The organism is uncultured Alcanivorax sp., from assembly GCF_947258575.1.
Classification (GTDB): domain Bacteria; phylum Pseudomonadota; class Gammaproteobacteria; order Pseudomonadales; family Alcanivoracaceae; genus Alcanivorax.
This window is the reverse complement of sequence record NZ_CAMYIV010000004.1, coordinates 30,192-42,563: the sequence shown is the minus strand read 5'-3', so window position 1 is coordinate 42,563 and position 12,372 is coordinate 30,192. Positions and strand designations below refer to the sequence as shown.

Here is a 12,372-nt window from a genome sequence, read left to right as displayed (position 1 = left end):
CCAGCCGCTCCTCCAGGTTACGCAGGGTCTGACTGAGGGGACTGGGACACACCCAGCCCGGCGGCGGCGCGGGTAAAGCTCTGTTCCCGAGCCACGGCCATAAAGGCGATCAGATCGTTCAGGTTCTCTTTCATGACTAATTAGCTGCGCTAATGGCTGATTCGGTATTGATCATGAAAGCATGAAGCGCGGAGGGGTGCCAGATTTAGTGATTCATGCGTGTCACCGACGTCTATCACGGAAAGCAGAATCGTTCTACGGGCTCACTGAGGAAGCAATCCATGAAGGTGTAATCCACCCATTTTTCATCGCTCGTTTGAGTATAGAGTCACTGTAGCAATCGGGCCGGAGGCACTCCGCCAATGGCCGAATTGGGCCATCCGTTATTGTATTGCCACCGCCACTGTGTGGTTAATAGCTGGGCATGGGCAACGCAGGTGAACTCGTGGAGATCCAGCCACTCGCGCCATGTCGTTCGATTAAATCGTTGTCCCCGTTTCCACAAAACCTCAGGCCTGCATCTTCTTCAACAGTGCCTCACACACCGTCTGATTCATATAGCGCGGTACCGCATAACTGAAATGCGCTTCCTGCAATGCAGCCCTGGCAATGTCGGGAACATCTTCGCTGCGCAATGCGTCCAGCTTCTCGGGAATGCCAAGCTCCTGTTTCAGTTCGCGGACACGTTTGATGAATTTTCCTGCCAGCGCTTCATCGGTTTCACCGCCCTGCTCCAGGCCGCTGACGCGGGCCAGTTCGGCCAGGCGCTCAATGCAGGCGGGGGCGGAATATTCGAGTACGTGAGGCAGCACAATGGCATTCGCCAGGCCATGGGGCGTGTGATAGTGGGCGCCGAAGTTGTGGGCAATGCCGTGGGCGTAGCCAAGACCGGCGCGGTGAGAAGCTGGCCTTTACTACCTTGCTTTTACTTTTTGTCGTTACCGCATTCATCCCGGACCTCCTTAACAGGGAAGCCGGCCTGCGAACCGGCAGGCCGGCACCCTGTATGTGACAGTTCAGTCTTTACGGTACTCAGTCATTGCGATACATGGTTACCACACAGGCACCACCCAGACCGAGGTTATGCTGCAAGGCCACCCGTGCACCGTCTACCTGACGCTTGTCCGCCTGACCGCGCAACTGCCACACCAGCTCAGTACATTGCGCCAGCCCGGTGGCGCCCAACGGATGGCCCTTGGACAGCAGGCCACCGGATGGATTGGTCACATACTTGCCGCCATAGGTGTTGTCACCATCCCAGATGAATTGCTCCGCACCGCCTTCCGGGCACAGACCCAGGCCTTCATAAGTGAGCAGCTCATTGGCGGTAAAACAGTCATGCAACTCGACCACATTGATGTCTTGCGGACCAATGCCGGCCTGCTCGTACACACTCTCTGCAGCCGCGCGTGTCATGTCGTAGCCGACCATCTTGATCATGGATTTTTCGTCAAAGCTGCTGGCGAAATCCGTGGTCATGGCCTGGGCGGCGATATACACCGGATTCTCAATGCCATGCTTTTTCGCGAACTCGTCCGAGCACAGGATCGCCGCACCGGCACCACAGGTGGGAGGACAGCACTGGAAGCGGGTGAGCGGATCAAACACCTCGTCGGACGCCATGATTTCTTCCAGCGACAGCACCTGGTTGAACAGCGCGTAGGGGTTGTTGCCGGCATGGCGGCGCGCCTTCTCGGCGATCTTGCCGAAGGTTTCCCGTTTGGTGCCGTGCTGCCACCGGTACTCGCGGCCCGCGCCACCGAACATCTGTGCCGCCGGCGGCGCCTGGTTGAAACCCTGCGCATCCATCATCACCTGCGCATGCTGACTCATGGGGTTTTCGCGATCATTGAACTTGGAGCCCAGCGCCCCGCGTTCCATTTTCTCGAAACCGAGCGCAATCACACATTCGGCCAAGCCGCCCTCGATGGCCTGGCGGGCCAGGAACAGGGCCGACGACCCGGTGGAGCAGTTGTTGTTCACATTGACCACAGGAATACCGGTCAATCCCAGCTCATACACGGCGCGCTGACCACAAGTGGAATCGCCGTAGACATAACCGCAGAACGCCTGCTCCACATCGCTGTACTGGATGCCGGCATCCTTCATGGCGGCGAGGCCTGCAGCCTTTGCCATCACATGGTAATCATCGCTGGCACCGGGCTTGGCAAACTTGGTCATCCCGACACCGATTACATTCACTCTACGTTTCATTGTCGTTTCTCCGAATTCGGGTGTTACAGGATTTGTTCGAGTTTGCGTACCAGCGACAGATCACCGTCCACGCGCATGTCGCCTTGCTGATACAGGGCGCGCAAGGCCACCTTGCCGGTAATCAGATCGGCCAGCTTGCCGTCGTCCAGTGTCATCACCGCCGCAGCGTCTTTTTCGCCGCTGGAGACAGCAGGCGACGAATCGGACAGGTCGATAAACCAGGCACTGTCAGGGCGTTGTACCTTGATCTGCAATACACCACCCTGCCCGCCGATGGCGGACAATTTTTCCGCCAGCTGCGGCAGCACTTTTTCCGCCTGCGGTTCTTTCTGCTTTTTCGGTGGCGCGGCGGCGGTGTCCGGCTGGCCGGAGGCCAGTCGCTTGTCCCGCGCCTGATCCACCAGCTTCGGGTCCATGCCCTGCAACACGGTGAGCTTGTTGGAGGCCATCACATTGCCGTCGATCTTCAGCTCGCCACCGAAGAACAGTTTCTGCACGGCGGCCAGGTCACCGCCAAACAGGGTCGGCGCATGTTTGGTATCCAGTTCCAGCGTCACATCCGCCTTGTCCAGTTGCCCCGGCCCGGCGGTGCCCGGTGCATTCTTCAGATCGATATAGAAATCCTGATCCGGGTTGCTGAACGCAAACTGGAAGCTGGTGCCGGTCTTCTCGATCAGGTCCGGGTTGTCGGCGATGAAGTGGCCGATGGCACTGAACACATCCACCATGGTCGGCTCCTGCGATTCGACCGGTGCGGCGGCAGCTTGTGAACCACCACCGTCAGCCACACGCTTGTCGCGTTCCTGTTCGGCCAGTTTCGGGTCCATGTCCTGCAACACGGTCAACTTGTTGGAGGCCATCACGTTGCCGGAGATTTTCAGCTCACCACCGAAGAACAGTTTCTGCACGGCAGCGAGATCGCCACCAAACACGGTGGAAAGGTGCTCGCTGTCCAGTGCCAGGGTCACGTCCGGTTTGTCAATCGTGCCCGGCCCTGCCGCGCCCGGTGCATTTTTCAGGTCAATAAAGAACTGCTGATCCGGATTGCTGAACTCGAACAGGAAACTGGTGCCGGTCTGGTCGACCAGTTCCGGCTTCTGCTCGATGTAGGTCGCCACCGCGGCGAACACATCGTCAGGCGTCACCGCCTGCTCCACCTGCGGCGCAGAATCTTCCTCGGCGGAAGCCTGCTCCGGCACCGGCGCCTCTGCCGGAATCTCGGAGAACAGCTCGATGGCGGCATTCTTCAGCACCACCTCGTTACGCTCTTTCACCCAGGTTTCGAAGATGATGCGGTTATCGGATTCCTTCCACATGCGTGTTTCCAGGGTTTCACCCGGGAACACCGTCTTGGCAAAGCGCACCTTGATGCTCTTGAAGTAACGGCCATCGTTATTGCTGAACGCCTTGATCACATGGCGGCCCGCGTAACCAAAGGTACAAAGCCCGTGCAGGATCGGTTTGTCATAGCCAAAGGCCTTGGCAAACGCCGGGTCCGCATGCAGCGGGTTCCAGTCACCGCACAGGCGGTACAGCAATGTCTGGTTGGCGTCGGTTTTTTCCTCGATCACCGCATCCGGTTCGCGGGCGGGCGGCACATTGATCTCGCCGGAATCGCCACGCTCACCGCCCCAGCCACCGGCACCTTTCACGAACGAGGTCATCTCGTTGTAGGCCACCTCGTTACCGTTCTCGTCGGTGGAAGTAATGGCGAAGGTGACGACTGCGTTCGGGTCCTTGTCCAGCGCCTTCTTGAATTTGAAGGTGTGTTTCAGCTTGGCATGCGGCGGCAGTGGCCGCTTGATCTCGGTGTACTGCTCACCATGCAGTAAGCGGTCAAAACCAAAGTTCATCCCCGGCAAGGTCAGCGCACCTTCCTTCGCCGCTTTCAGCATCGCGCCGATCTGCGGCATGACGCCATAGGTGGGCAACGCCTGGAAATTGCCGCCCAGCTCGTAGACGAATTTCAGTTCATCTTTATCGAGCGGGTCACGGGCGGCGCCAACACTCAGCGCGTACAGCGACAAATCATTTTCATCATAGGCCGATTCCAGCTCGACGCTTTCCTTGCTGGCCACATCCAGATCGATGAACTCGTTGCCGCCCAGAGACGGATTATTGATGTTGTCGAGGATCGGCGAGAAGGATTCGTTGACGTTGGACGGATGATCCGCGTCGGTAAAATCGGTGATCTTGTCCCAGCGACGGGCCACATCATCGACGCTGAATGCCTTGCCGAGCGGGAAGTTGTTGCCCTGGGTGCGCTCCCAGCGCAGCTTGCTGATGTAACCGGCGCCCACTTCGAAGATGCCCTTGGTCTCTTCACAGTCTTCATGACACAACCAGGCCACCAGTGGGCTGACCGCTTCCGGCTTCAGGTTTTCCAGCAGATTCGGCGGCATGATGGTTTCCGTCAGCCGCGAGGCGGCAATCGGCGCGATGGTATTCACATGAATGTTCTTGCTGCGCCCTTCCTCGGCCAGACAGTTGGCCAGCCCGGCCAGTCCCAGCTTGGCGGCACAGTAGTTGGCCTGACCGAAGTTGCCATACAGGCCCGCTGCCGAGGTGGTCATGATGATGCGGCCATAGCCCTTCTCGCGCATGATCGGCCAGGCCGCATGGGTCACGCTCATGGAGCCTTCCAGGTGGACTTTTAGCACCAGGTCCCAGTCCTGCTTCGACATCTTGGCGAAGCTCACATCACGCAAGATGCCAGCATTGTTGACCACGATGTCCACGGTGCCGAAGTTATCCAGGGCGGTCTGCACTATCGACTCGCCGTTTTCCACGGAGTCATAGTTGGCAACCGCTTTTCCCCCCATGGCCCGGATCTCTTCCACCACCTTGTCTGCGGCGGACGATGACTTGCCATCACCGTGGGCACTACCACCCAGATCGTTAACCACCACCTTGCAGCCGCGCTCGGCCAGGGTCAGTGCATGCTGGCGGCCCAACCCGCCCCCGGCACCGGTGACGATGGCCACACGATCATCAAAACGACGTTCTGCCATGATGCTTTCCTCTTTTCATTCCCGGGCCCACTTGCCGCGCGAGCCCGGGAAAATCTTTAGATAGAGCGGGAAATGAGTTCTTTCATGATTTCGTTGGTGCCGCCGTAGATGCGGTTGGCACGGGTGTCGATATAGGCGCGGGCGATGGGGTACTCGAGCATGTAGCCGTAGCCACCGTGTAGCTGCACACAGCGATCAACCACATTACTGAGCAAATCGGACACCCAGTACTTGGCCGCACAGGCTGCCTCGGGGGACAAGGCATTGCGCACCACCAACTCCATACAGCGATCCACATAGACCCGCGCAATCTGGATTTCAGAACGCATCTCGGCCAGTTCAAAACGGGTGTTCTGGAACGCCGCCACCGGCTTGCCAAACGCCTGCCTCTGTTTCACATATTCCACGGTGGTTGCCAGCGCATGCTCGGCAGCCGACGCACAGATGATGGCGATCATCATCCGCTCCCAGGCCAACTCCTTCATCAAGGCAATAAAGCCCATACCCTCGGCGCCCAGCAGGTTTTCCTTAGGCACCTTGACGTTGTCGAAGAACAACTCGCAGGTGTCCTGCCCGCGCATGCCCACTTTCTTCAGCGGCTTGCCCTTGGAGAAGCCCTCGCGATCCGCCTCGATAATCATCAGGGATACACTTTGTGCTCCCAGATCCGCCGGCCCGGTTCGCACCGCCACCACCGCCATGTCACAGAGGTAACCGTTGGTGATAAAGATTTTCGAGCCATTCACCACATAGTGATCACCCTCAAGGGTGGCAGTGGTCTTGATGCGCTGCAGATCGGAACCGGTACCCGGCTCGGTCATGGCCACGGCAGTGACCGCTTCACCGGTGGCCATTTTGGGCAACCACTGGCTTTTCTGTTCATGGGAGCCAAAGTTGTTGATGTAGTTGGCAACAATGTCCGAATGCAGCGCAAAGCCGCTGGCCGAATCACCCACCCGGGCCTGCTCTTCCATAAGAATCATCGAGTAGAGGCGGTCAACGCCGCAGCCACCGTATTCCTCGGGCATGGTGGCACACAGCAGCCCAAGCTCACCCGCCTTGTTCCACAGCTCGCGATCGAGATGCTGCTGCTCTTCCCACTTCTCGTGATAAGGGGCAATTTCCGTCTCGAAGAAACGTCGAGCGGTGGCGCGAAACGCTTCATGGTCTTCATTGAACAGGGTACGGGGAATCATTGGCGACACAGCCGCCGGTACATGCACGTCACTCATTACAGGTTTTCCACTGTTGATTCATAAACATGACAAGAACTCTATAACTTACAATACGTACGTTCAACTTGTTTTTAATCGTTCGCGCGCATAAGCTATATATCGTTTAGAATCAGCATCCTACGCCAGAGAAAGCAAACCCGACAACAGGCAGATAACGTCATGAAGGCACAGCGACGAACCCAGGAACAACGTAGCGATGCCATGCGAGAACGCATCATCCAGGCGGTACTCACGTGTCTTGAGAAGGACGGATTTGCAGGCACGACAGTGAGTCGCATCATCGAGGTCGCTGGCGTTTCCCGGGGAGCACCGCTACACCATTTCCACAGCAAAGCCGCCATGATTGCCGCTGCTGCCGAGCAACTGATTCGCCAGCAATATATTCAACTGGGCAAAGCCATTGCCAAGCTGCACGGCTCTGAGGACCGACTGGAAGAGCTGATCTTTGGCGCCTGGAAAAATGTCTTTGATCAACCGGAATACATCCCGTTGATGCAGCTACTGACCGCCAGCCAGCACGATCAGGAACTCGCCGCCATTTTGCAGCGCGTCTGGACATCCAGTTATTTCATCGTGGGTAACGCAGCCGATCACTACCTGGAGGCCACCAAGGAAGATACCGATGTGCGCTCGATGATGATGTTGACGCAATGGCTATTGCGCGGCATGGCACAGGACCTGCACATCGTTGCGGACAAGGCGCTGTTTGACCGTTATCTGAAGCTTTGGTGTGACACGCTTGCCCTTCACTTGCGAGCTAGGGCGGGCGTAACGACACCGCCCCCTTATCCACCCAGGTGGGATCTACCGCTGACTGATGTTTGACGGTAGCTATCTCAGCACGCCATGTTTATGTCAACGTATCGCTTATCCAATACTCGATATGTCACAGCATTTCGCCCCTGGCTAGCAGCGATAATGGCAGACAGGGGTATCCTCAGTTGAGCATACGCCAATAATACAAAGGTACCCGAGTATCGCTACGACTGATGCACAGGTGTTTATGGGCAAAGTCAGTGGAATTTCCAAGACAGGGAAGAGGCTGGCTACACCAATTACTACACTTTCAGTACGGTTACAGAAGCCGGACTGAAATACAGCCTAACCAGCTGATTTAAATAAAAGTACAAAGTCGAAAAAGGTGTTGCCCAACACGGTTAGCCCATCAAAAATAACCTGAAGATGGGGCCCGAACCCCTAGCGAGTAGCAGTGTATCGCAGCCCTCACGACAAGTCATCGAACGATGGAAAATCGCCAGCACAGCCAGGATCGTCCCACTGAAGAGACTCCAACACTCTATAATATTTTCCTTTCCACACAGGCATCCACCTTAGGCCCCAATGAGTGATCGTACATTCAGATGTAGTGTCAAATTAACTATCTCACTACAATTTACCCAGCCGATGCTCTCAAGGAGGCCATGCCAGTGGATCCCTCCTTTAAACCGGAATCTCTATTGGGATACCACGAAAGGATGACCGGTTACTGATCGCACTTCGCATGCTTCAGATTAAAGACTTCAGCTCGATATCCGTATTACTCAATGCGTCAGCGCTAACGCTCTTGCGTTGCTGGACCAACTGCTTGCCCACCATGAAAGCAATGGGCAGATTGACCGCGTCAACAGCAATGACAGAGCCCTCGAGCAGATAGAACACCGCAAATCCCTTATCATTGGTGGTGCCGCGCAGCACCCGCTGATCATGATTTTGCGACAGCCCAACCATCTGTAAGCGGACGTCATATTGGTTCGACCAGAACCATGGTGCGCTATCGTAGGGCATCTCCTCGCCCATCAAGGTCGCCGCCGCCGTACGCGCTTGATCAACCGCGTTGGCAACAGACTCAAGCCGTTGCATCTTTTCGAAAAAAAGATTCCGGTGGCGGGTACAGTCGCCGATTGCCAAGATGTCGCGATCATCAGTGCGGGTAAATTCATCCACGACAATACCGTCATCGCAGAGTAGGCCAGCGTTCTCGGCCAATGTAGTTTCCGGTATGACACCTATTGATACGAGCACGATATCAGCCGGAACATTGCCACCATCGGCCAAGGTCACGCCTGCCACACGCCCCTTATCACCCGCTTCGAAGCCAGTTACCGCCGTGCCAAGACGCACATCAACGCCAGCAGCAGTGTGCTTGGCGTAGAAAAACGTGGACATTTCTGGCCCCGTAACACGCTGCATCAAGCGTTCGGCGGCTTCCAGGACCGTGACATTAACACCTTTCTTGATAGCGCTGGCAGCCACTTCAAGGCCAATATAACCGCCGCCCACGATGACCAGGCGTTTACCCGGCACTAATTGATTGCGCAGAGCATCGGTGTCAGCGATATCATGCAGATAGTGTATTCCTTTCAAATCTGATCCGGGCGCTTTAAGGCGACGAACATGTGACCCCGTCGCCAGAACCAATCGATCGTATTTCAATGTGCTTTGATCCGACAACTTGATGCTTTTCGCGTATCGGTCGATCCCTTCGACGCGCACACCGAGCCGCAACTGCTGCCCCGCATTCTCATACACCGAACGCGGCTTCAGGTACAGAGACGACTGATCAACCTCTCCTGCAAGATAACTTTTGGACAAAGGTGGACGCTGGTAGGGAGGATGAGGCTCATCGCTCACCAGTACTACCTCATGCTGATATTTCTTTTGCAGCAAGGCTGTCAAGAGCGTACCGGCTGCATGTCCACCACCAACGATGACTGTCGTATCTTTCTTTTTGTTAACCATAGGTTGTCTCTTTTGTGCGCCTTGGAAGCGTATTTTCATATCCCAACACCGCAGGTGAGCAAGAGGCCGCGATATCGATCGCGCACGCACAGGATGCCTAACTGCTGAGCATCTCAGCATCCTCAAGTATCATCGCGGCTCCCTTCTCGCCGATCATGGTTGCCGGCTGGTTGGTGTTACCGCCGACCAGTGTCGGCATGATAGAGGCATCAACTACCCTCAAGGATCGCAGGCCGTGCACTCGCAGACGCGAATCGACCACCGCCATCGGATCCACACCCATCTTACAGGTTCCGACTGGATGGTAGGCGGACTCGCCGCTACGCCGCACCCATGCGGCCAGGTCCTCATCATTCTGCAGCTCCGACCCTGGCGACATCTCGACTTCGTGGTGCAAGCAGAATGCAGGCTGCGCCAAGATCTTACGCACCAGACGTACCCCGCGAACGAGCTGCTCGACGTCGGCGGATTCGGCCATGTAGTTGGGATCTATCAACGGGGCAGTGAACGGATCAGCACTGTGCAAACCAATCCGCCCACGCGACAATGGCCTAAGTCCGTAGATCATCACTATGTAGCCATAACCACTCATTGCGACCTTCATGTCCCTCCCGTGATCGGCGTACAGCATAGGGCCAAAGTGTAGTTGCAGGTCGGGTATCGCCTCCTCCGGCCGGGAGCGGATGAACCCGCCTGCCTCGGCGCCGTTGCTGGACAGCACACCGCGCCGACCGATCAGGTATTGCAGCAGTGCCCCCAGGCCCTTTAGCCAGTAGCTAGGATGCATCGAGATACTCTGGCGGCTGCGCGTTCTGGCGCGCACGAACACGTCGATATGGTCCTGTAGATTCTGTCCAACGCCCTCCAGGACATGACGCAATTCAATGCCATGCCGGTACAGCTCCTCACGCGGACCGATGCCGGATAACATTAGCAATTGCGGCGAGTTGAACGTTCCGCCGCAGAGCACAACTTCGCGCCCGGCACTGACCTGCACCAGCCCCTTAGCGCTTCGGTACTCGACACCGGTGGCACGGGTGCCATCAAGCAGCACACGGGTAACATGCGCGCCGCTGCGAACCGTCAGGTTGGAACGCTCCTCGGCGGGTTCGAGATAGGCGCGCGCATTACTGCACCGCATGCCGTCTTTCTGATAAGCGTAGTAGAACCCCACTCCCTCCTGCTCACTACCGTTGAAGTCCCTATTGAGCCGGTACCCTGCCTGCCTCGCTGCCTCAACGAAGGTCGCACTTAACGGGTTGGTGTAACGGCGCTCGGCAACATTGAGCGGACCTCCGAGGCCATGAAATTCAACCTCGGCCGGGTTCAGCTTCGGCTCGAAATGTTCGGATCTACGAAAGTAAGGTAGAACATCAGTGTATGACCACCCATCACAGCCCTGCCGCGCCCATTCGTCGTAGTCCCAGGCATGCCCGCGGATGTAGACCTGCGCGTTCATGCCACTAGAACCACCAAGCATTCTGCCCCGCGGCTGGAACAAGACACGGTCATGCATATGGGGCTGCGGTTCGGTATTGAACTGCCAATTGAATCGGCGGCTGAACATCAGCTGCAGGAAACCCAACGGCATGTTCACAAAAGGGTTACCGCGGCTCTCAGGTCCGGCTTCAAGCAGCAGCACCGAATAGCGGCCGCTCTCGGACAAACGGCTTGCAACCGCACACCCAGCAGAGCCCGCGCCGACCACCACATAATCGAATGCTTCAGGCGACACCCCGCTCAGACATTTCATTAACTTTTTGCCGTCAGCTTGACCATCAATTTGGAATAGCCCCGCACGAAGTTAGACTGCACACGCTCGGGCTCGCCAACAACTTCAATATTCTCGAAGCGTTTCAGTAACTCTTCCCACAGAATGCGAAGTTGCAGCTCGGCCAAGCGGTTACCCATGCAACGGTGAATGCCGTAACCAAAAGAGATATGGTTTCGCGCGTCCTTGCGATCAATAATAAGTTGATCAGGGTTTTCGAACTTGCGTTCGTCCCGGTTTCCCGAGGCATACCACATTAACACCCGGTCCCCTTTCTTGATGGTCTGACCACGAAGCTCAACATCCTGGGTAGCAACCCTGCGCATATTCGCCAACGGGGTTTGCCAACGGATGATTTCCGAAACCATATTCGGAATCAACTCCGGTTTTGCCTTCAGTTTTCTAAATTCCTCGGGAAACTGATTCAAAGCCAGCACGCCACCACTCATCGAGTTGCGAGTGGTATCATTTCCACCAACAATAAGCAGCGCCAGATTCCCGATAAACTCCATCGGCCGATTGATCAGGTCTTTTGTATCTTCGTTGCTCTGCAGCATACTGATCAAATCGAAACCGGGTTCTTCGCCGGAAGCACGTCGCGCCTCCTTGTCTCGCCACAGCCTGGAGAACGCCCTCGCCATATCTGCCGCGTCATCAAACATGACATCTTCGTCGGTAAATTCTCCACCCGTGGCGGATGCCGCGCCAGACAAACGATCAGACCATTCAACGAGTTTGTGACGATCCTCATAAGGGAAATCCAGCAACGTAGCGAGCATACGGCCAGTCAGTTCTTTGGACACCGCCGGCACCCAATCGAAAGGTTTATCCAGAGGCAAGCTGTCTAGCACTTCCGCCGCACGAGAACGAATCAGCCCTTCCATTTCTTTAAGGTTTTTCGGAGCAACGACGCCCTGCACCGCTCGGCGCTGTACATCATGTTTGGGCGGATCCATGGCGATAAACATTTCCACCGATAGTCCGTCCGGTGGATCACCCAGAATAATTTGCGGCTCAGAGGAAAACAGTTCATGGCTCTTGTCGACGAACAAAATATCTTCATAGCGCGTTATTGACCAGAAAGGCCCGAATGGACTGTTCTTCTGGTAATGTACCGGAGCTTCATCTCGTAACCGCTTAAAATAGGCGCGCCACTGATCTTGTCGATACAGAAAAGGGTTGCTGGTGTCGATATCTTCCAGTGCCAAGGTGCTAACATCAGGCAGGGGAGTTTCGACAAACTCCATTTGTGTGGAGCGAGAACCCACGGCCTTTCTCTTTGCCTTCATCAACATTTTCATGGTTTTAATCTGAAAATGCATTGGCACCACTTTCGACGAAACGTTGAAAACCTTGGTCTGCAAACTGTTGCTTGAGCTTGTTTTTGTTGACATAGCTTTCT

General features: G+C 56.1%; 7 protein-coding genes and 3 pseudogenes. 1 reads left to right on the top strand and 9 read right to left on the bottom strand.

Going from position 1 to position 12,372, the window contains the following annotated elements; all coding sequences use genetic code 11:
* Positions 1-7 precede the first annotated feature (7 nt).
* The 6 genes and pseudogenes from Q0Y02_RS03625 to Q0Y02_RS03600 form a co-directional block, all read right to left on the bottom strand.
* Positions 8-101 (bottom strand): annotated as a pseudogene (locus Q0Y02_RS03625) (LysR family transcriptional regulator); the annotation flags it as partial.
* 227 nt (positions 102-328) lie between these two features.
* Positions 329-490: pseudogene (locus Q0Y02_RS03620) on the bottom strand (integrase core domain-containing protein); the annotation flags it as partial.
* A gap of 19 nt (positions 491-509) precedes the next feature.
* Positions 510-884: pseudogene (locus Q0Y02_RS03615) on the bottom strand (iron-containing alcohol dehydrogenase); the annotation flags it as partial.
* 148 nt (positions 885-1,032) lie between these two features.
* Positions 1,033-2,214, bottom strand: coding sequence for a lipid-transfer protein (locus Q0Y02_RS03610; protein WP_063508269.1), 1,182 nt, complete (start codon positions 2,212-2,214; stop codon positions 1,033-1,035).
* A 23-nt stretch (positions 2,215-2,237) separates the two neighbouring features.
* Entirely contained in the window at positions 2,238-5,225 is a 2,988-nt protein-coding gene (locus tag Q0Y02_RS03605; protein WP_063508268.1) for a peroxisomal multifunctional enzyme type 2, read from the bottom strand.
* A 56-nt stretch (positions 5,226-5,281) separates the two neighbouring features.
* Positions 5,282-6,457, bottom strand: a complete 1,176-nt coding sequence (locus Q0Y02_RS03600) for an acyl-CoA dehydrogenase family protein (RefSeq protein ID WP_063508267.1) — start codon at positions 6,455-6,457, stop codon at positions 5,282-5,284.
* A gap of 162 nt (positions 6,458-6,619) precedes the next feature.
* On the opposite strand from Q0Y02_RS03600, the gene Q0Y02_RS03595 reads away from it, so the two are divergent.
* The gene (locus Q0Y02_RS03595) at positions 6,620-7,285 is read left to right on the top strand and encodes a TetR/AcrR family transcriptional regulator (RefSeq protein WP_035248720.1); all 666 of its coding nucleotides are present in this window, start codon (positions 6,620-6,622) and stop codon (positions 7,283-7,285) included.
* Between the two features lie 681 nt (positions 7,286-7,966).
* Here the strand turns inward: Q0Y02_RS03595 and Q0Y02_RS03590 are convergent.
* The 3 genes from Q0Y02_RS03590 to Q0Y02_RS03580 are packed head-to-tail and all read right to left on the bottom strand — an operon-like array spanning position 7,967 to position 12,364.
* Positions 7,967-9,238: an FAD-dependent oxidoreductase gene (locus tag Q0Y02_RS03590; RefSeq protein ID WP_231866109.1), complete on the bottom strand. Its 1,272-nt coding sequence runs from the start codon at positions 9,236-9,238 to the stop codon at positions 7,967-7,969.
* Positions 9,239-9,296: 58 nt separating this feature from the next.
* Complete coding sequence (locus Q0Y02_RS03585; RefSeq protein WP_035248722.1) at positions 9,297-10,952, bottom strand: choline dehydrogenase; 1,656 nt, start codon at positions 10,950-10,952, stop codon at positions 9,297-9,299.
* Complete coding sequence (locus Q0Y02_RS03580; RefSeq protein ID WP_035248723.1) at positions 10,952-12,364, bottom strand: cytochrome P450; 1,413 nt, start codon at positions 12,362-12,364, stop codon at positions 10,952-10,954. The genes Q0Y02_RS03585 and Q0Y02_RS03580 overlap by 1 nt, the downstream gene beginning before the upstream one ends.
* Positions 12,365-12,372: the final 8 nt, after the last annotated feature.

Coding starts and splice junctions, on each gene's coding strand:
- Q0Y02_RS03610 (WP_063508269.1), bottom strand. CDS start 2,214: ATGAAACGTAGAGTGAATGTAATCGGTGTCGGGATGACCAAGTTTGCC.
- Q0Y02_RS03605 (WP_063508268.1), bottom strand. CDS start 5,225: ATGGCAGAACGTCGTTTTGATGATCGTGTGGCCATCGTCACCGGTGCC.
- Q0Y02_RS03600 (WP_063508267.1), bottom strand. CDS start 6,457: ATGAGTGACGTGCATGTACCGGCGGCTGTGTCGCCAATGATTCCCCGT.
- Q0Y02_RS03595 (WP_035248720.1), top strand. CDS start 6,620: ATGAAGGCACAGCGACGAACCCAGGAACAACGTAGCGATGCCATGCGA.
- Q0Y02_RS03590 (WP_231866109.1), bottom strand. CDS start 9,238: ATGAAAATACGCTTCCAAGGCGCACAAAAGAGACAACCTATGGTTAAC.
- Q0Y02_RS03585 (WP_035248722.1), bottom strand. CDS start 10,952: ATGAAATGTCTGAGCGGGGTGTCGCCTGAAGCATTCGATTATGTGGTG.
- Q0Y02_RS03580 (WP_035248723.1), bottom strand. CDS start 12,364: ATGTCAACAAAAACAAGCTCAAGCAACAGTTTGCAGACCAAGGTTTTC.